Here is a 16,698-nt window from a genome sequence, read left to right on the forward strand (position 1 = left end):
ATGCGCCGCGTAAAAGACGACAGGACACTAGACATCTTCTCTGTTCCACAGCCGGTGCTTTCTATACCTGGCCATGGCAACTACGCCGCGACGGTGAGTGAGCTGGTGAGCGAAATCCTCAAAGGCTCCGAGCTGGACCGTTACGAGATTGCAGCTCGTATGTCGCGACTTTCAGGTGACGACGTAAGCAAGAACATGCTCGATGCATGGTCGAGTCCCGCCCGTACCGAGCACAACCTTCCTTTATATAGGGCGCCATTGCTTGAAGAGGTTTGTGCAACTCACGCGATGACCGACTGGTTGGTGCATCTGCGTGGCGGACGAGTTTCTTACGGTCGCGAAGCACTTGATGCTGAGCTTGGTCGCCTGGAAAGAGTCGCCGCAGACGCTACTCGAAAAGCCCGCGAACTGAAGCGTATGTTAGGGGGCAGCCATGCGTAATTGGTATTCCGCCCAGGAACTCGCAGGCCTGCCCGGCTTGCCGAGTACTTCTCGCAACGTTAAGGCAATGGCTGCTCGGGAGAACTGGGAGGGCCAGCAACGACTTGGTAGCAAAGCTGTCGAGTACTCCTTTGCGATGCTGCCGGAGAAAACCCAGGCTGCTCTCATTGCTGCCTCAATTCCCGCCAGTGCACCAGAAGCACCGGCTGAAACACATGTGATTCTTTCAGGGTGTGACGCTAAAAAAGCGTCACGCTTGAATGATTCGCAGATCTCGGTCATGACGGCACGCCTGTCATTCGTGCGCGAAATAGAGCGCATGAGCAAGGTGGTCAGCCAGAACCGCGCCATTCTCACACTGGTCTCCCTGGCACGAACCGGCGACCTGAGCCCCTACCTTGCCGAGCAAGTGGTCCGGGCCAACGACCGCAAAACAGAAGACCGAACACTTTCGGAGCGCACCCTGAAACGGTGGCTGGCGGACTATCGCGCCCATGGGGAAATGGGACTGGCACCAGCACGCCGCAAACAGGACATGAGCGTCCCGTCTTGGGCTGCCGAGTTCCTGAAGCATTATCAGCGCCCGCAGAAGCCCAGCGTTGAAGCGGCATACGAGCAGTTCAAACAGATCCATTCAGAGGTCCACTCCAGCGTCTGCCCGAGCATTCACGCCGTCCGCCGCTGGCTGAAAAAGCTGTCTCCAGAGGCCCGCGAGCGTGGTCGTATGGGGCCGCATGAGCTGAAAACCCTACAGGCGTACAACCGCCGCAAGGCGGACATGCTCTGGCCAAATGATGTCTGGGTTGCCGATGGTCATACCTTTGACGCCGAGGTTATCAACCCTCTTACCGGCCAGATCTTCCGGCCGGAAATCACCATGATCATTGATTGGGGCACACGCCGAATCACCGGTTTTTCGGTCAACCTGGCTGAGTCGACATTGGCCACCTTGGACACATTGCGCGACGGTGTTACCCGCTGCGGCATGTACAAGATTTTCTATGTAGACAACGGCAGCGGCTTTGATAACGCCGTGGTCTATGAAGCCAATGACCGTCTTGGCGGCACCGTCACGCATTCGCTGCCTTACAACTCCCAAGCCCGTGGCGTGATTGAACGCCCACACAAAACCATCCTGGTCAGGCTCGCTAAAACCTTCGACAGCTACATCGGCGCCGATATGGACAAGGAGGCCGGAACCAAGGCCCACAAGCTATCCCGTAAGCAGTTGGCGCTGGGTTTGGCACCAACAGTTGTGCCGGAGTTCTCGGTGTTCTTCGCCGACCTGCAATGCGCACTCGACGACTACAACCGGCGCCCACACCGTGGCCTACCGAAGTTCCGCGACCCACAGACGCTGCGCATGCGTCACCAAAGCCCCATGGAAGCCTGGAAACAGGCCGAGGCCGAAGGCTGGGAGCCATTGCTGGCTGACGCAAGTATCGTTGAAAGCCTGACCCGTCCGCAGGTCCTGCGCACTGCTCGGCGCGCCCAGGTGCAATGGAATAGCGGCACCTACTTCCTGAAAGAACTGGAAGGTTTCCATGGCGAGGAAGTCCGCGTGGCCTATGACTTCCGCGACTCCAGCCGTGTATGGGTGCATACCCTTGATGGCGAGCTGATCGGTGAAGCCATTCTGGATGGCAATGCCAGCCCAGCAATGCCGGTAACGATGCTTGAAAAAGCCAGTGAGAAGCGCGAACGCGGACAGCTGTCGCGCCTGGTTAAAAAGGCCAAAACCATCACCGGGCAAGACGTTGAAATGCGCGTCATTCCCACGGCATCGAGCAGCTATGAGCTGTCCCCGGCACAGCTAGCCGAAGCACAACGTTTCGCCCAGCTGGTCGCGCCACAGGCTCCAGCCTTTGAAATCCCCAACGACCCTATTTCCAAGTACCGCCTTTGGCAGCAGCTCGATGGCCGCGTGAAGGGCGGCGAAGCGCTACCACCCGAGCAAGCCCAGTGGCACGAACGCTGGCCCAAACATTCCGACTACAGCGCGATGCAGCGGATGTTTGCCCACGCAGAACAAGCCAGAGCCTAACCCCTAAGGAGTTTTCACATGAGTTTTCCCAAGATTGTTCCACTGACCAACGTTGGCCTGTTGTCTGCCGCTATCGAACGCGCCCTCAAACGCCCACAGGGGCTGCCCGGTGTTGTCGTGATGCATGGCCCCACCGGCTTGGGCAAAAGCGTTGGCGCTGCCTTCGCCGCAAACCAGCATCGCGCCTATTACGTCGAGTGCCGCGACACCTGGAGCAAAAAGGCTTTCCTGCAAGCCATCCTGCACGAAATGAGCATCACACCTGAACGCACCCTGTCGCTGATGGTGGACCAGATCGCCGAACAACTGTCGCGCAGCGGGCGCCCGCTGCTGATCGATGACGTGCAGTACCTGCTTGAGAAATCCATAGCCAACGTTCTGACCGATATCTACAACGCCAGCCAAGGCACCATCGTGTTGATCGGTGAAGAACGAGTGCCTAGCAGCCTGGCCAGGCTGGAGCGCCTGCATAACCGTGTGCTGGAGTGGGTGCCTGCCCAGCCTGCCACGCTTCACGACATACACGCCTTGGCCCAGGCCAGTTACCCCGGCCTGCACTTCGCCGACGATCTGCTAGAAGACCTGCGCAAGAAGGTTAAAGGCTGTCTGCGCCGTGTCGCGGTCAACCTGTACCGCGTTTACAACGAAGCCCAAACCCAATGCTGGGACAAGGTTGACCTTGCGACCTGGGGCCATCGGGAGTGGTTCACCGGCGACGCTCCTGTGCGGAGGGTTTCGTAATGGCTGGCGGTCGTGGTCGTAAACCAATTGATCTGGAAATGCACGGTAAGAAGGGCAATCGCCAGCGTGTCTGGGAGGCTATGCGTGTCATTCGAGATGGCTTTACAGCCTATGAAATCTCCCGCCGCTCCCTGGTCGATGACACGGCGGTTCGTAGCTACCTGCAATCGCTGATCAAAGGCGGATTTGTCGAGGTTATCTCTGGGGCCAAGTTTGAAGAACAGACATTACACCTGGTCAGGGACGTGGGCGCCGAAGCTCCAGCAATCACTCGCGAAGGAAAACCCAGCAAGACGGGCAAAGGCACCGAAGCCATGTGGCGAACCCTGCGCATCCTGGGCGAAATGGACGCCGACGAGCTGGCTGAACAAGCCTCTATCGCAGTGCCGACCACGACCTGGACAGCGCGTTCCTACCTCAAGTGGCTAAAACGTGCGGGTTATGTAGTCGAAGTGCAGGCCAGTACACCGGGCAAGAAAGCCCGATACCGCCTAGCTCCAGGCAAATACACCGGCCCGCGCCCACCGATGATTCAGCGCATCGGTCAGGTGTTCGACCCGAATCTCGGCGAGGTGGTGTTTCGCCAGCCCGAACCAGCTGAGGCCGAACTATGAACGTGAATCTATCGGCCTGGGGCGCTGAGCCTCCACTGTTTGTACGTTTGCTGGCAGCCGAAGTCGCAGCCACAAGCCAAACCCAGGCCAGCAAGCGTATCGGCATGAGCCGAACAGCAGTCAGCCTGACCCTGGCCAATCGCTATGCATCGCGTAGCACTGCCGGTGTTGAACGCCGTGTCATGGAAACCCTCGGCCGCATTCAGTGTGTGGCTCTGGATGATGAAGTGAACGCGGAGCAGTGCCAAAGCTATCGCGAAAAACCAGCCCCCACACACAACCCACCTGCCATGCAGCGATGGCGTGCTTGCCAACATTGCCCGATCAACCCCAACTGCTGCACCCAGGAGAACGCCCATGCTCGCCTCCACTAGCCGTACAGCCTTGAAAGTGTTGACCCCATCGCTCGCTGATCGCCTGCGCATCTTCAACGCCGCCGCCCGCCAGTTGCAGGCGAATGGCATTCGCATACTCGGCTTCTGCCCAGCTCAAAACTTCCTGGTTATCGATCCCGATGCGGGCCAGCGCTTGGTCGCTCTTGGCCATCGCGAAGGCTTTAAGCGCCGCCCCACGGCCGGTAGCACCCATTACAGCGTGCAGTTCCAGGGCGTGACCCTGGAGTGGCGCGAACCCATCAGCGCCGCCCGTCCAGAAGGCTGGCAGCGCCCGACTGTCCACTGAGGAATCTAGCAATGACCGTTCAACAACAGACCATCCCTGAAGGCTACCGGGCCGACGCTCAAAAGCGCCTTATCCCTGAAAGCATGATCAAACCCATCGACCTGGAGCGTGACGCCTTGGTGCTCGCCCTGGTCGAAAAAGCGCGTGCGGCCCATGACGTTTTGTCGAAGTTCAAGGCTTCCGCGTTCGGCGATATCGAAGCCTTTATCGAACTGAGCGCCGAACAGTACGGCGCTCAGATTGGCGGCAAGAAAGGCAATGTCAGCCTGATCAGTTTTGATGGGCGCTTCAAGATCCTGCGGGCAGTCCAGGAAAGCATCGCCTTTGACGAACGCTTGCAGGCAGCCAGGGCACTGATTGACGAATGTTTGCGCGACTGGACAGAAGGGGCTCGGCCGGAGGTCGTCACCCTGGTGAATGACGCCTTTCGCACCGACCAGAAAGGCGATATCCGCACGGCCCGAGTGCTTGCACTGCGGCGACTGGAAATCACCGATGAGCGCTGGCAGCGCGCCATGCAAGCCATTGGCGATGCATGCCAGGTGGTGGGTTCAAAGTCCTACATTCGTGTGTATCAGCGTGTCGGTGATACCGACCAATACGAACCCATCAGCCTTGATATTGCGGGGGTATGACTATGCAAGAAGATAACAGCCTGATCCTGGATCAGTTGGAACGCCTCGGCACTCTTGAGCGCGTTTGTGAGGGGCTAACCCAAGATCACATTGAAGGCGGCTGGACCGTTCGCGGAATCAGGGTTCACTGCAAAGCGGTTGAGCAAGAGCGTGACGATCTGCGTAGCCAGTTGGTGGAGCTTGAAAAGTTCGGTGAATGGTGGAAGGAGCGTATGCGAACCCATCTGACCATCATTTATGGAGCTATCGGTAAGTCAGACCCGGAGGGTTGTGCAGACCAGACGGTAAGGCTTGATGAGCGTCTGGCTCCACAGATTACAGCCTCTTACTCCAGCACAAAGCCGCAATAGACCAGACAGCTCCGCACACATTATTTACAGGAAACTATGATGGCCAAAATTGTCCTTACCCTGGAAGACCGCCGCGACGAAAGCGGCGCTCCGACAGTCACTCTTGACCTGTCTGGTGTGCCCACTGGTGCAGCTCACCGATCCGCAGCCTGCTCCATCTCCCAAATGCTTTGGGGGATGGCCTCTTGCGAGCAGCTCCTGGGCGAGCTGCCTGCGTACCGTCGTCAGCCAAGTAACTCAACCATCCACTGAGCGAAACCCTCCCGGTCTCCGGGAGGGTCTATCAGGCGTGGCTACCTGGTACTGATGAGCAGCCGAACAGTAAGTGGGGAATTTTATGAGCAAGCAACGAAAACCATATCCACGGTCTGCGGACAACGCCGACAAGATGAATCTGCCCGAGGGTAAGACCTGCGGCGACTGCGTGCACTGCCGCCGCTGCACGATGATGTTCGGACACATCCCAGCTGATGAAGCTTGCGACTGGAGCCCTTCGCGTTTTCGCGAAGCAGTGCCAAACGCGATTGTTGTCTAACCCAAAACGTAAGACTCCGAGACCTGACGAAATGGATCACAGCAAAGCTATAGACAAAATCAAGAAGCTTCTGCGCCTGGCAGCAAGCGACAACCCCCACGAAGCCGCAGCGGCTATGCGCCAGGCGCGGGCCATGATGGAAAAATTCCGTATTGAAGAAGCTGATGTAGCGCTTTCGGACATCTTTGAATCGGCCTCACGCAGCGGCTCTAAGGTGAATCCTGTTCGCTGGGAGGCCAATCTGGCTGGCAGCGTAAAACGTGCGTATGCCTGCGAGTTGCTGTTCATGGCGGGCTTAGGTGAATGGCGGTTCATTGGTGAGTTTGCCGAGGTGGCCAGCTACACCATGACGCTGCTTCTCCGTCAGATCCGCCAGGCTCGGCGTGACTTCATCGCCGACAAACTCAAGCGCTGCAAGGCCGCAACCAAGACCAAACGGGCGGACGTATTCTGTGATGCCTGGGTCTATCAGGTGCGCAAGCAGGTGATGGCTTTCGCTGGCAATGACACACCATCCAGCGCCGCTTCGGCCTACATGCTCAAGCATCACCCGGATACAACAAAGGCAGACCCGAAGGACCGGAACACCGCAAAGCGGATGAGCAATCGGTCCGTGAGCGATGCCATGCACGGGATTCTCGCAGCGGCTGACGTACAGCTGAACCACGGTGTGAAAGGACAAGAGCAGCAACGCCTCCACTGAGCGAAACCTCCCCGATGAACTGGGGCGGTCTGCCAGGCATGGTTGCCTGGTACTGATGAGCAGCCACAGATGACAGACGAAACACCCCGGCAGCGTAAAGCCCGTTTGGCCCGTGAGCGCAAACGTGCCCAGCGCCTGCGGGACAAGGCCAAGAAACTGGCCATGGGTTCCAGCACGTTCAAGATGGAAGCGTACAAAGGCACACTGGCCGAGCTTGAACGTATCCGTATCGCCGGGGAGTTCGACGAAGCGGCGCACGCGCTGACGATGGTCATTCACGGAGCAGCCGAGTTGTCTCGCCGAGATCCGGCGGCATTCAGGGCATTGATTCAAGGGAGAACAAAGTGAGCAGACGAAACCTGGATCTGAGCAAGATTCACATAGCAAAGAAGGACCTAGGGCTTGATGACGAAACCTATCGCGCGCTGCTGGTTCGCGTGGCCGGGGTCAGATCGGCAAAGGACCTAAGCCCGCGTCAAGCAGGCAAGGTGCTGGCCGAGTTTGAGCGGCTTGGCTGGAAGCCTTCCCCCGTCAAGACTGGTCGTAAGGCTCCGGTAGCAGCAGCGGGCAGAGCAAAATTAATCGGTAAGATTGAGGCGTTTCTCAGCGAGGCGAATCGTTCCTGGGCATATGCCGATGGCATGGCCCAGCGTATGTTCAAGGTCGAGCGTGTGGAATGGTTGGACCCTGAACAACTTCGCAAGATGGTTGCAGCATTGGCTTATGACGCCAAGCGCCACGGGAGAGCAGCACAATGAGCGGAGAACTATTTCCAGACGACAGCGACGAACTCGACTCCGCCAAAGTCCTGGCGCACATGAAGGACCCGACGGTCCTGGCCAGATGGGAGGGAGTACTCGGCGACATGGTTAGAGTGGCCGAAGCTGAATTGCGTAAGGCGTTAAATAATGACCCGCGCTCGACAGAGTTAGCACAGTTGGTCATCTATACCGTATGCGAACACCTGGGCGGCGGCGTGATGTACTTGCCTAGCGGTGCTCGACTAAAACGTGCCATGCGTGATGCTGACTTGTACAGGGATTGGCGTGACCACGGCATTAAACCTGCCGATCTGGTTGGAAAATACAAGCTATCCAGCCCAACTGTTTATGACATTATCACCAGGCAACGGGCGCTGCACCGCAAAAACGAGCCCGACCTGTTTGGATTTGGCGAAGATACTTTGCATTAGCAAAAGGAATATACATGCGTTCAATTCTGCTTTGGCTATTTGTGATTTTCAGTACTCAGTCTTTTGCCGCTGATCTTGGGAATTATGATCATTTGATAGATGGTCTATCTGATTATCAATTTGATATGCGTCCGGCAGCACCTGGTAGAACCCCTGGTCTGGTGGGAAAGCAAAGGATGATGGGGATGACCAAGGATGAGAAGCCCCCATCAATGCTTGAAGTAATCGGGGTAAATCTGAATCGAGCTGTTGAAAAGGTAACCTTGGACGTTTCTGTCACTGACGTGGAGAAGCAGCAAAGGAAGAGAGCGAAGTTAATCAAAGCTTTTGTTGACCTGCTCTTGCCGGAAGTACCGAACCGTAAAGACTTGATCGTGCAGGCCATGGAGGCCGCCGTTCCTGACAAGACAGTAACGATGAATTTAGGAGAAAAACGACTTACTGTCCGACGCAGCATTACCACTAACAGCTTTGTCTTCACCATTGAATCAACTTGATTGTATCTAGTTACACACCTCTCACTGAGCAAGCTTAAAAACCTTAAGCCGCCCTGAAATTACAACTTTCCGCTTCTTGCGCGAACCTGACCCCGTTATCCCCGACGGCAGGTTCGCACCATGCGTTCAAATCCCGCTCCACCCAAAGTCTCACGGCCTCAATGGCCGCGCCAACATGCGCAGCTCATTCTTGCGGCTGGGAGTAACAACGCCCGTGCGGTGTTGTGGGCCAAGGTGCCAGCCGACTGGCTACCCATGGTCCAGGCGCATGTAGAGCAGGGCGAAGAGCGCATCCGACAAGCAGTCAGCCAGCGAGAGAAGTTACGCCCCGCTGTAAGAACACACTCTGCACAGACCTTTGCCGACTACCGCGAGCCTGCTCGCGTGATCGGTAATCCCGTTGTCGCCGCGCAACATCTGGCCGCTTTACGGGCATCCATCCATCACCCACCGCGAGTAACCCAATGACTCTTCCACTGCCGAAGCGGCGCCCGCGTGCGCCACGTATGACCGACTGGACGTTGATCACCATCGCCTTGCTGTTCTGCCTGGCCATCGTCGCCCCGACCAAGCTGCCGGTTGTCCTCTACAAATGCGGCCTGGTCACCCTGGGCGGCGTCCTGGGCTACTGGATTGACCGAGCATTGTTTCCCTACGCTCGGCCGAACCAGGTCCGCCGCTATGAACGCTCCATGGCCGGTGTCCGTCGTGCCCTGGTCGTGCTGGCTTGTGTGCTCGGCCTGACGCTGGGGCTCTGACGATGCGGAAAATCCTTCTATATATAGGTGCTGCATCGCTGGCTGGGCTCACCGCCTGCGCTCCTGCGCATGCCGAGATTCCAGCTCAGGCCGAACGCTACCGCCGTGACCTGACCCGTATCGCCCAGGCCGAGTGGGGCCTGGATGCTCCGGTGGCAACCTTCGCCGCTCAGATCCACCAGGAAAGCCGCTGGCGCTTCGATGCGAAATCTCCGGTCGGTGCGCAAGGCTTGGGCCAAGTGATGCCCTCGACCGCGACCTGGCTCGCCCAGACCTTCCCCAAGGCCCTTGGCAAGGTCGAGCCTTACAACCCGGTTTGGTCGATGCAGGCACTTGTCAGCTATGACCGTTGGCTGGCAAACCGCATTCAGGCCAGCAGCACCTGTGAACAGGCTGCGATGATTCTGTCGTCGTACAACGGCGGGCTGGGCTGGGTCATCCGTGACCGCAAGTTGGCATCGGCAAAGGGCGCCGATCCGCTGACCTGGTTCGATTCAGTCGAGCACCACAACGCTGGTCGCTCGGCTGCCAACTTCCGGGAAAACCGCAATTACCCGCGCTTCATTCTCTGGCATTGGGAGCCCCTGTATGTCGATGCAGGCTGGGGCAAGGGGCTTTGCCGATGAAAAGCCTACTCGGCTTCATCACTCCAGCGACTTGGTATGTGGCCGTCATCGCGGCTGTTGTATTGGGTCTGCACCTCAACTGGCAGGACGGTTACAGCGAAGGCCTTGCGAAAGCACAAGCTGAAGGTCAGACCGCTATTACCAACCTGCGCCTGGAGTATTCCGAAGAACAGCGGCGCATTGCAGACGCGACCAGCGAGACGCTGAAACAGGCGAACGAAAAACTGAGGGCCGAACAAGAGCGAGGCAGCTTGCTTGTCACTCAGTTGGCCGACGCCAAAGAGGCCTTTCGTAAAAACACCGACACGCTAAACGGAGAGATTGCTCGTGTTACGACCCTATACCGCCGCACGCTCAAGTCAGCACCTGAGCCGTTGCCTGCTGCTGTGTTCACTGCTGGTTTTGTCCGCGTGTGGAACACAGCCAACGGCATCAGCGCCTCAGTGCCTTCCCAGCAAGCCGCCAGCGGAGCTGCTGCGCCGACCGACGGAGCCGGAGCCGCTGACAGCCTCGACTCGGGCGTCACCCAGGCACTTGTCCTGGGCAACCAGGTCCGCAATGGCGAGTTGCACAGCACCTGCCGGGCTCAACTCAACCGCCTAATTGACTGGACCCTTAATGCAAGCAACTGACTTTGCCAGCCTCCTGGAGGCGAAGCACAACGAAACGTCTCTGGTGGCACATTTTGCACAACGTGAAGTATTGACCGGCCCTTCGGCCGAGTTTTGCACAGGCGAGGATTGCGACATGCCAATCCCTGAAGAGCGCCGCTTGGCCTTACCTGGTGTGCAGCTTTGCGCTCAATGCCAAACACATCGCGAAAAACGGAGACGCTGATGACGACGATTGAAATGCCTGCGTGGCAGTTGGTGAGCATCGCGGTCACCATCCTGGGCGCCTTCGCCGGACTAGTTAAGGTCATGGTCATGCAGATGGAGCGCCGTCTCGATCAGCGCTTTGCAATCACGGACAAGGACAGCGAGCGCCTGAGGACATTGGAGATTTCCTTTGAACGGCTGCGGGGAGACATGCCAGTGCACTACGTGCGCCGGGAGGACTACGTGCGCGGCCAAACCGTGATTGAGGCCAAGCTCGATGCCTTGGCGCTCAAGCTGGAAACCGTCCAACTTAAAGGATTGAATCAATGAACATTGACGCTGCAAAGACGCGCCGGGAGTCCCTGCGCTGGTACATCATCAAGACCCTGGACACCTCACGCCCGATTGATCCGCATGAAGCGGTGGTGCTGGCGACCATTCAGGGTATCTATCCAGACTCCACCACCATTGAACTTCGGCGCGAACTCGACTACCTGGCTGACCGCAGCCTGGTGACGTTGAACAAGCAACCTAACGGCGTGTGGATCTGCGGCTTGACCTACTACGGCGTCGACCTCGCCGAGTACACCATCCCATGCGACCCCGGCATTGCCCGCCCAGAAAAATACTGGAGCTGACCCATGCCACCACGCAGCAAAGTCGCCAGTCTGCCCAAGGAGGTCAAGACCTGGCTCGATAAGGCCCTGGCCGATAACGGTTTCAGCGAGTACGAAACCCTCGCCGCTGAGCTATTGGCACGCGGCTTTTCGATCAGTCGGTCATCGCTCCAGCGGTACGGCCAGGACTTTGAGTCCAAACTCTCGGCCTTGAAGATGGCGAGCGAGCAGGCGCGCGCCGTGGTTGCTGCTGCACCGGACGAAGAAGGAGCGGTCAACGAGGCCCTTATGCGTTTGGTCCAGGAACACCTGTTCAAGGTACTGATGGCCGGTGCAGACCCCGAAGGGAAAAACAAGTTTGACCTGCCAAAGGTGGCCAAGGCTGTAGCTGAGCTGGGCAAAGCATCGGTGGTTCAGAAGAAGTGGCAAGCCGAGTGGCGAGAAAAAACAGAGGCAGCCGCAGCGCGTGTCGAGAAGATCGCTAAGAAAGGTGGCCTGACGGCAGAAACTGTTGACGAGATCCGCCGCGAGATCTTGGGGATGGCCTCATGAACTACTTCTTTGCCCTGATGATTTGCTTCGCCATGACCGGGTTATCAGCCAATGAAGAGAACGCTCGTTGGCTGCTGATATGCGATCTCAATGTGGCACTTTATTTGGCACTGGCGTGGTTTCTTGACCTCTACAAGAAGCGCCGTAGCAAGGGCCTTCAGCAGTACGTCAATGTCATTGAAGTGCAATGTGATCATGCTGAACAGCTGCTGCGTGAAGTATGCCGTCATCCAGATACGCCGGACGGCCTGCGTGCAGAGATTCGTCAGGCTCTGAAACCTGCACCGAGGCACCCATGAGCAGCCGCCGCCCCCCTTTGGTACTGGACAACACGGCGAGCAACAGTGCGCCGCCAGTCCTGCTCGACTATCAGAAAGAATGGATTGGCATCCGCGCCCCGCTCAAGGTCGGCGAGAAGTCTCGCCGTATTGGCCTGACCTGGGCGGAAGCGGCAGACAACGTCTTGGTTGCCGCAGCGGAAAAGCCAGCCGGTGGCCAGACTGTGTATTACCTGGGCTACAACCAGGACATGACGGTCGAGTACATCCAGGCCTGCGCCATGTGGTCGCGTGCATTCAACTACGCGGCTGGGGAGATCGAGGAAGGTATCTGGCCGGACAGCGACCCTGACAAGAACATCAAGACTTACACCATTGTCTTTCCCAGCGGGCACCGCATCGTGGCGCTGACCAGCCGACCGTCCAACCTGCGGGGCCGACAAGGTGTCGTCGTGATCGATGAAGCGGCGTTCCACCAGGACTTGGCCGAGCTGCTGAAAGCTGCTCTGGCGCTGCTGATCTGGGGCGGTGAAGTGCATGTCATCAGCACCCATGACGGTACGGAAAACGCCTTCAATGAGCTGATCAATGATATTCGTGCCGGTAAGCGCAAGGGTGAGCTGTTCCGTTGTGAGTTCCGAGATGCCGTGGCGGATGGCCTTTACCAGCGGGTCTGTCTGAGAAAGGGCATCGAGTACAAGGCCGAGGAAGAAGCGGCCTGGGTCCAGGACGTGTACGACTTCTACGGTGATGCTGCCGAGGAAGAGCTTGATTGCGTGCCGTCCCAGGGCGGCGGAGCCTTTCTGAGCTTGGCCCTGGTTGAGCAGCGCAGCAACCGCGAGGTGCCGGTGCTGCGCCTGGCCTATCCGCAGGGCTACGAGACCATCGCTGAACACCTGCGCCTGGCCGAGTCCCTGGAGTGGTGCGAAGAACACTTGCTCCCGCTGCTGTCGGCTATTCCATTGGACGTCCAGAGCTTCTATGGCATGGACTTCGGGCGAACCGGCGACCTTTCGGTCATTTGGCCGCTGATCAAGGAGCAAAACTTACGCAAGCGCACACCCTTTGTGGTCGAGCTGCGCAACGTCCCGTTTAAGCAACAGGCGCAGATCAAGTTCTACATCCTTCGGCGCCTGCCCAACTTCCTCAAGGGGGCCGATGATGCCAGGGGCAACGGTTCGCAACTGTCGGAAGACACGGCCGTCGAGTTCGGTTTTAACCGTATCGAACGGGTGATGCTGACGGAGGGCTGGTATCGCGACAACATGCCGCCGTTCAAGGCCGCCCTGGAAGACGACACCTTCTGTGACATCCCGGCCGATAAGGACGTGGTCAGCGACGTGCGCGCCTTTCGGATGGTTAAGGGCGTGGCCCGCATCCCGGAAAAGCGCACCAACGAAAAGGGCGAGAAGTCCGGCCCCAAGCGCCATGGCGACGCTGGTATTGCCGCTGTGCTGGCCGACTACGCCTCTCGACAAGAAATCGAGATCATCGAATATCACCGCGTCCGGCCCGCCGCACAGCATGACCGCGAAATCAAGCTAGGCGCTGGCTGGCGTTCTCAGAAAGGCATTTGGTAATGGCTCAGTCCAAAATCGTCGACCAGTACGGTCGCCCCATTCAATACGACAAGCTCACCGAAGAGCTGGCCGCTGCGCGCACCACCGGCATTCGCCAGGTCTGGCACCCGTCGGTGGCCAGCGGCCTCACACCTGGTCGGCTTGCGAGCATCCTGCAAGCCGCTACCGAAGGCTCGGCCCATGCCTACTTGACCCTTGCCGAAGAAATGGAAGAGCGCGACCTGCATTACGCTTCAGTGCTAGGCACCCGCAAGCTGGCTGTGTCTGGTTTGTCGGTGCGGATCGAGGCTGCCAGCGATGATGCCGAGGACGTGCGCCGAGCGGACCAGCTCAAGGAGGTTGTCGATTCGCCGGAGTTCGGCGAGCTGCAAGCCGACCTGACAGACGCCATGGGCAAGGGTTATGCCGTCAGCGAAATCATGTGGGACCGTAGCGGCAAGACCTGGAACCCGTCGCGCTTCGAACCCCGCGACCAGCGCTTCTTCCAGTTTGATCGAGACACCGGCCGGGAACTGCGCCTGCTCGATGAGGCCGACCCAATCAACGGCGTTGCATTGGCGCCCTATAAGTTCATCGTCCACCTGCCGCGTATTCGCTCCGGGCTGCCGATCCGTGGCGGCTTGGCGCGACTCGCTGCCGTGGGCTACATGTGCAAAGCCTGGACCTGGAAAGACTGGATGGGCTTTGCCGACATCTTCGGTATGCCTATGCGCGTGGGGCGGTACGGGCCTGGTGCCAGTAAGGAAGACATTGCCACCTTGATGTCGGCGGTGGCCAACCTGGGCAGCGATGCGGCGGCGGTGATCCCGGACAGCATGCGTATCGACTTCACCCAGGCGGCCAATGTGACGGGTGCAGGGGACTTCTTTAAAGGCCTGGCCGAGTGGTGGGATAAGCAGGTCAGCAAGGCTGTAGTCGGTCAAACCATGTCTGCCGATGACGGCTCAAGCATGGCCCAGGCGGTCATTCACAACGAAGTTCGCCTGGATCTGCTGGGCGCCGATGCTAAGGCAGAGTCCAATACTCTGAACCGGTGTTTTGTACGGCCCTGGTGTGATTTGAACTTTGCACCTGGTCGACGTTACCCGCGATTGATAATCGACGTACCGCAGCCGGAAAACACCAAGCTGTTGATCGAGGCACTAAAGGAGCTGGTGCCACTGGGGCTGCGTGTCGAGCAGTCAGTTATCCGGGATAAGCTGAATCTGCCAGCACCCGCCGAGGGCGCCGAGCTGCTGGGCGTTCCGGCGCCGGTTCCTACTCCAGTCATGGCGCAGGCCACCAACAGCGAGCAGGCACCGGCCCGCCCGACTGTTACTCGGGACATTGTTGATAACCAGGTAATGACATTGGAAGCGGCAACAGGGGCGCCCATCGACGACATGGTCGATCAGATCAAGGAATTGCTCGACTCAGTCAGTAGCCTGGAAGAGTTCCGGGATCGCTTGATTGAAGCCTATCCGGCGATGAACTCCACTCAGTTGGCGGATGCGATTGCCGATGGCTTGACGGCTGCCAGCCTGGCGGGGCGCGATGATATTTTGAGGGGGCTTTAAACATGAAAGGCACAACTGAGGACTCATTCACCACCAGGAAGCGGCTGTCATACACCAGCAGCGACGGAATGTACCTGATGGTCGATAGTGAGCGTGACGCATCAGTTAGGCTGCTTGTCGGTCATGAAGAGGGCGAAGTCGCTGTAATGTTGAATAAGGCCGAAGCTGAAGAGCTGGCGCGATTCATCCTGGCTGGAGTTGCGCGTTAATGGCTGTCTCCCATGGCTCGCTCCCGTTCAATGAGCAGATCGACTACTTCCGTAGCAAGGTCAACCTGCCGACCAACACCTGGTCCGACGTTTATGGTGCCGAGCATGACTATGCCTTTGTTGTGGCAGGTGCTGTAAAGCGGGATCTGCTGGCCGACCTGCGCGGTGCTGTCGAGAAGTCTATTGCCCAGGGCACCACCCTGGAACAGTTCCGCAAGGACTTTGACCAGGTCGTGGGGAAACATGGCTGGCAGTACAACGGCGAGCGTGGCTGGCGTACCAATGTCATTTGGGAAACCAACCTACGCCAGTCGTACAACGCCGGGCGCGAAGAGCAAATGGCCGACCCGGAGCTACGCAAGCGCCGCCCCTATGCAGTCTATCGTCATGGCGATAGCGCCCATCCACGGCCAATGCACCTGTCTTGGAACGGCATCACATTGCCGCTCGATGATCCGTGGTGGGCAACTCACACCCCGCAAAATGGTTGGGGCTGCAAGTGCAAGAAGTTCATGTTGTCAGCAAGGGACGTTGAGCGCCAAGGATTGACCATCGGTCCGGCGCCGGTCACTGAGTGGGAAGATCGGGTTATCGGCAAAAACAGCCCCAACGGCCCACGCACGGTCCGCGTGCCGAAAGGGATCGACCCAGGCTTCGAGCATGCACCAGGTCGCTCCCGCCTGTCTGACGCTGTACCGCAGCTGCGTACCCGTGACCCCATCACTGCACCAGGCACACCAGCGAAGCCGGAACCTGCGGCCATGCTTCCCAAGAGCAGACCGACAGGGCCACTGCCTGCGCCCAGGGCGATTCCGGCAAAGGCTTTGCTCCCAGCCAAAGTACCTGCGCCGCAAGCTGTGGCTAAGCTCTTGGGTGAGTTTGGGGCCAGTGATGCTGCACCTGCGGTGTTTCGTGATGTGACGGGTGATGCCATGGTCATTGGGCGCGAGATGTTCAGCGATGCCAAAACCAGCGCAATACAGCTGGCCACGCAGATCAAGGCCCGTGAGTTGCCCCTCCTGGCTACCGCCATCAAGACGCCGGACGAAATATGGGCGCACCTGGTGTGGCAGCCGGACCAGGGCAAGGCCGTCCTGCGCCGTCGCTACCTGGCGCACTTTGAAGTGAAGGGTCAGGCGATGCCAGCCGTTGCCGTGTTCGATCTGGGCGCCGATGGCTGGGATGCCGTCACAGGCTTTGTCGAAGACAGCGAGCAGTACCTGGAGGCTTTGCGCCTTGGTGTTCTGCTTTACCGTCGACCGGAATAGGAG

General features: G+C 58.5%; 25 protein-coding genes and 2 other RNA genes. All 27 read left to right on the forward strand.

The annotated features are described in order from the left end of the window. A complete protein-coding gene (locus tag BLV47_RS19265) occupies positions 1 to 441 on the forward strand; it encodes a hypothetical protein (protein WP_092316210.1) in 441 nt (146 codons plus the stop codon). After that, entirely contained in the window at positions 434 to 2,485 is a 2,052-nt protein-coding gene (locus BLV47_RS19270) for a Mu transposase C-terminal domain-containing protein (RefSeq protein ID WP_092316212.1), read from the forward strand. Before BLV47_RS19265 ends, BLV47_RS19270 begins: the two co-directional genes overlap by 8 nt. An 18-nt stretch (positions 2,486 to 2,503) precedes the next feature. After that, positions 2,504 to 3,226 (forward strand): AAA family ATPase, encoded by a 723-nt coding sequence (locus tag BLV47_RS19275; protein WP_092316214.1) that lies wholly within the window; start codon positions 2,504 to 2,506, stop codon positions 3,224 to 3,226. Beyond that, positions 3,226 to 3,840 carry a hypothetical protein gene (locus BLV47_RS19280; RefSeq protein WP_092316216.1) on the forward strand — a complete coding sequence of 205 codons (615 nt, stop codon included), beginning with the start codon at positions 3,226 to 3,228 and terminating at the stop codon, positions 3,838 to 3,840. The genes BLV47_RS19275 and BLV47_RS19280 overlap by 1 nt, the downstream gene beginning before the upstream one ends. After that, positions 3,837 to 4,214: a hypothetical protein gene (locus BLV47_RS19285; RefSeq protein WP_092316218.1), complete on the forward strand. Its 378-nt coding sequence runs from the start codon at positions 3,837 to 3,839 to the stop codon at positions 4,212 to 4,214. The genes BLV47_RS19280 and BLV47_RS19285 overlap by 4 nt, the downstream gene beginning before the upstream one ends. Further along, on the forward strand, positions 4,198 to 4,521 hold the full coding sequence (locus BLV47_RS19290; protein WP_092316220.1) for a hypothetical protein: 324 nt from the start codon (positions 4,198 to 4,200) through the stop codon (positions 4,519 to 4,521). The genes BLV47_RS19285 and BLV47_RS19290 overlap by 17 nt, the downstream gene beginning before the upstream one ends. 11 nt (positions 4,522 to 4,532) lie before the next feature. After that, positions 4,533 to 5,156 (forward strand): DUF3164 family protein, encoded by a 624-nt coding sequence (locus BLV47_RS19295; protein WP_092316222.1) that lies wholly within the window; start codon positions 4,533 to 4,535, stop codon positions 5,154 to 5,156. A 2-nt stretch (positions 5,157 to 5,158) separates the two neighbouring features. Then, complete coding sequence (locus BLV47_RS19300) at positions 5,159 to 5,506, forward strand: hypothetical protein (protein WP_143038291.1); 348 nt, start codon at positions 5,159 to 5,161, stop codon at positions 5,504 to 5,506. A 250-nt stretch (positions 5,507 to 5,756) separates the two neighbouring features. Continuing rightward, an RNA gene (locus BLV47_RS19310) (hammerhead ribozyme type II) lies at positions 5,757 to 5,826 on the forward strand. Between the two features lie 246 nt (positions 5,827 to 6,072). Then, positions 6,073 to 6,744 (forward strand): DUF7168 domain-containing protein, encoded by a 672-nt coding sequence (locus BLV47_RS19320; protein ID WP_092316230.1) that lies wholly within the window; start codon positions 6,073 to 6,075, stop codon positions 6,742 to 6,744. After that, positions 6,743 to 6,813: hammerhead ribozyme type II (locus tag BLV47_RS19325), an RNA gene on the forward strand. Before BLV47_RS19320 ends, BLV47_RS19325 begins: the two co-directional genes overlap by 2 nt. Beyond that, on the forward strand, positions 6,814 to 7,092 hold the full coding sequence (locus tag BLV47_RS19330; protein WP_092316232.1) for a hypothetical protein: 279 nt from the start codon (positions 6,814 to 6,816) through the stop codon (positions 7,090 to 7,092). Further along, positions 7,089 to 7,502, forward strand: a complete 414-nt coding sequence (locus tag BLV47_RS19335; RefSeq protein WP_092316234.1) for a gp16 family protein — start codon at positions 7,089 to 7,091, stop codon at positions 7,500 to 7,502. Before BLV47_RS19330 ends, BLV47_RS19335 begins: the two co-directional genes overlap by 4 nt. After that, positions 7,499 to 7,936 (forward strand): Mor transcription activator family protein, encoded by a 438-nt coding sequence (locus BLV47_RS19340; RefSeq protein ID WP_092316236.1) that lies wholly within the window; start codon positions 7,499 to 7,501, stop codon positions 7,934 to 7,936. Before BLV47_RS19335 ends, BLV47_RS19340 begins: the two co-directional genes overlap by 4 nt. Positions 7,937 to 7,950: 14 nt before the next feature. Then, the gene (locus BLV47_RS35585) at positions 7,951 to 8,433 is read left to right on the forward strand and encodes a hypothetical protein (protein ID WP_143038292.1); all 483 of its coding nucleotides are present in this window, start codon (positions 7,951 to 7,953) and stop codon (positions 8,431 to 8,433) included. Between the two features lie 506 nt (positions 8,434 to 8,939). Next, positions 8,940 to 9,191 (forward strand): putative holin, encoded by a 252-nt coding sequence (locus BLV47_RS19350; protein WP_092316240.1) that lies wholly within the window; start codon positions 8,940 to 8,942, stop codon positions 9,189 to 9,191. 2 nt (positions 9,192 to 9,193) lie between these two features. Further along, entirely contained in the window at positions 9,194 to 9,817 is a 624-nt protein-coding gene (locus BLV47_RS19355) for a transglycosylase SLT domain-containing protein (RefSeq protein ID WP_092316242.1), read from the forward strand. Next, positions 9,814 to 10,449 (forward strand): restriction endonuclease subunit S domain-containing protein, encoded by a 636-nt coding sequence (locus BLV47_RS19360; RefSeq protein ID WP_092316244.1) that lies wholly within the window; start codon positions 9,814 to 9,816, stop codon positions 10,447 to 10,449. The genes BLV47_RS19355 and BLV47_RS19360 overlap by 4 nt, the downstream gene beginning before the upstream one ends. 115 nt (positions 10,450 to 10,564) lie before the next feature. Next, on the forward strand, positions 10,565 to 10,654 hold the full coding sequence (locus BLV47_RS37095) for a TraR/DksA C4-type zinc finger protein (protein ID WP_425272179.1): 90 nt from the start codon (positions 10,565 to 10,567) through the stop codon (positions 10,652 to 10,654). Continuing rightward, on the forward strand, positions 10,654 to 10,965 hold the full coding sequence (locus tag BLV47_RS19370; RefSeq protein WP_092316248.1) for a hypothetical protein: 312 nt from the start codon (positions 10,654 to 10,656) through the stop codon (positions 10,963 to 10,965). Before BLV47_RS37095 ends, BLV47_RS19370 begins: the two co-directional genes overlap by 1 nt. Continuing rightward, the gene (locus BLV47_RS19375) at positions 10,962 to 11,273 is read left to right on the forward strand and encodes a hypothetical protein (RefSeq protein WP_092316250.1); all 312 of its coding nucleotides are present in this window, start codon (positions 10,962 to 10,964) and stop codon (positions 11,271 to 11,273) included. Before BLV47_RS19370 ends, BLV47_RS19375 begins: the two co-directional genes overlap by 4 nt. Before the next feature lie 3 nt (positions 11,274 to 11,276). Next, entirely contained in the window at positions 11,277 to 11,804 is a 528-nt protein-coding gene (locus tag BLV47_RS19380) for a DUF3486 family protein (RefSeq protein WP_092316252.1), read from the forward strand. Further along, positions 11,801 to 12,103, forward strand: coding sequence for a hypothetical protein (locus tag BLV47_RS35590; protein WP_143038293.1), 303 nt, complete (start codon positions 11,801 to 11,803; stop codon positions 12,101 to 12,103). Before BLV47_RS19380 ends, BLV47_RS35590 begins: the two co-directional genes overlap by 4 nt. Continuing rightward, positions 12,100 to 13,662: a hypothetical protein gene (locus tag BLV47_RS19390; RefSeq protein ID WP_092316256.1), complete on the forward strand. Its 1,563-nt coding sequence runs from the start codon at positions 12,100 to 12,102 to the stop codon at positions 13,660 to 13,662. The genes BLV47_RS35590 and BLV47_RS19390 overlap by 4 nt, the downstream gene beginning before the upstream one ends. After that, entirely contained in the window at positions 13,662 to 15,218 is a 1,557-nt protein-coding gene (locus BLV47_RS19395; protein ID WP_092316258.1) for a DUF935 domain-containing protein, read from the forward strand. Before BLV47_RS19390 ends, BLV47_RS19395 begins: the two co-directional genes overlap by 1 nt. A 2-nt stretch (positions 15,219 to 15,220) precedes the next feature. Further along, positions 15,221 to 15,427, forward strand: a complete 207-nt coding sequence (locus tag BLV47_RS19400) for a hypothetical protein (RefSeq protein WP_092316260.1) — start codon at positions 15,221 to 15,223, stop codon at positions 15,425 to 15,427. Continuing rightward, positions 15,427 to 16,695, forward strand: coding sequence for a PBECR2 nuclease fold domain-containing protein (locus BLV47_RS19405; protein WP_092316262.1), 1,269 nt, complete (start codon positions 15,427 to 15,429; stop codon positions 16,693 to 16,695). Before BLV47_RS19400 ends, BLV47_RS19405 begins: the two co-directional genes overlap by 1 nt. Positions 16,696 to 16,698: the final 3 nt, after the last annotated feature.

Origin of the sequence: Pseudomonas saponiphila (assembly GCF_900105185.1) — a bacterium.
GTDB classification, from domain to species: domain Bacteria; phylum Pseudomonadota; class Gammaproteobacteria; order Pseudomonadales; family Pseudomonadaceae; genus Aquipseudomonas; species Aquipseudomonas saponiphila.

Bases quoted from the DNA above. Each gene is read 5' to 3' on its own strand.
- BLV47_RS19265 (WP_092316210.1), top strand. From the start codon at position 1: ATGCGCCGCGTAAAAGACGACAGGACACTAGACATCTTCTCTGTTCCA.
- BLV47_RS19270 (WP_092316212.1), top strand. From the start codon at position 434: ATGCGTAATTGGTATTCCGCCCAGGAACTCGCAGGCCTGCCCGGCTTG.
- BLV47_RS19275 (WP_092316214.1), top strand. From the start codon at position 2,504: ATGAGTTTTCCCAAGATTGTTCCACTGACCAACGTTGGCCTGTTGTCT.
- BLV47_RS19280 (WP_092316216.1), top strand. From the start codon at position 3,226: ATGGCTGGCGGTCGTGGTCGTAAACCAATTGATCTGGAAATGCACGGT.
- BLV47_RS19285 (WP_092316218.1), top strand. From the start codon at position 3,837: ATGAACGTGAATCTATCGGCCTGGGGCGCTGAGCCTCCACTGTTTGTA.
- BLV47_RS19290 (WP_092316220.1), top strand. From the start codon at position 4,198: ATGCTCGCCTCCACTAGCCGTACAGCCTTGAAAGTGTTGACCCCATCG.
- BLV47_RS19295 (WP_092316222.1), top strand. From the start codon at position 4,533: ATGACCGTTCAACAACAGACCATCCCTGAAGGCTACCGGGCCGACGCT.
- BLV47_RS19300 (WP_143038291.1), top strand. From the start codon at position 5,159: ATGCAAGAAGATAACAGCCTGATCCTGGATCAGTTGGAACGCCTCGGC.
- BLV47_RS19320 (WP_092316230.1), top strand. From the start codon at position 6,073: ATGGATCACAGCAAAGCTATAGACAAAATCAAGAAGCTTCTGCGCCTG.
- BLV47_RS19330 (WP_092316232.1), top strand. From the start codon at position 6,814: ATGACAGACGAAACACCCCGGCAGCGTAAAGCCCGTTTGGCCCGTGAG.
- BLV47_RS19340 (WP_092316236.1), top strand. From the start codon at position 7,499: ATGAGCGGAGAACTATTTCCAGACGACAGCGACGAACTCGACTCCGCC.
- BLV47_RS35585 (WP_143038292.1), top strand. From the start codon at position 7,951: ATGCGTTCAATTCTGCTTTGGCTATTTGTGATTTTCAGTACTCAGTCT.
- BLV47_RS19350 (WP_092316240.1), top strand. From the start codon at position 8,940: ATGACCGACTGGACGTTGATCACCATCGCCTTGCTGTTCTGCCTGGCC.
- BLV47_RS19355 (WP_092316242.1), top strand. From the start codon at position 9,194: ATGCGGAAAATCCTTCTATATATAGGTGCTGCATCGCTGGCTGGGCTC.
- BLV47_RS19360 (WP_092316244.1), top strand. From the start codon at position 9,814: ATGAAAAGCCTACTCGGCTTCATCACTCCAGCGACTTGGTATGTGGCC.
- BLV47_RS37095 (WP_425272179.1), top strand. From the start codon at position 10,565: ATGCCAATCCCTGAAGAGCGCCGCTTGGCCTTACCTGGTGTGCAGCTT.
- BLV47_RS19370 (WP_092316248.1), top strand. From the start codon at position 10,654: ATGACGACGATTGAAATGCCTGCGTGGCAGTTGGTGAGCATCGCGGTC.
- BLV47_RS19375 (WP_092316250.1), top strand. From the start codon at position 10,962: ATGAACATTGACGCTGCAAAGACGCGCCGGGAGTCCCTGCGCTGGTAC.
- BLV47_RS19380 (WP_092316252.1), top strand. From the start codon at position 11,277: ATGCCACCACGCAGCAAAGTCGCCAGTCTGCCCAAGGAGGTCAAGACC.
- BLV47_RS35590 (WP_143038293.1), top strand. From the start codon at position 11,801: ATGAACTACTTCTTTGCCCTGATGATTTGCTTCGCCATGACCGGGTTA.
- BLV47_RS19390 (WP_092316256.1), top strand. From the start codon at position 12,100: ATGAGCAGCCGCCGCCCCCCTTTGGTACTGGACAACACGGCGAGCAAC.
- BLV47_RS19395 (WP_092316258.1), top strand. From the start codon at position 13,662: ATGGCTCAGTCCAAAATCGTCGACCAGTACGGTCGCCCCATTCAATAC.
- BLV47_RS19400 (WP_092316260.1), top strand. From the start codon at position 15,221: ATGAAAGGCACAACTGAGGACTCATTCACCACCAGGAAGCGGCTGTCA.
- BLV47_RS19405 (WP_092316262.1), top strand. From the start codon at position 15,427: ATGGCTGTCTCCCATGGCTCGCTCCCGTTCAATGAGCAGATCGACTAC.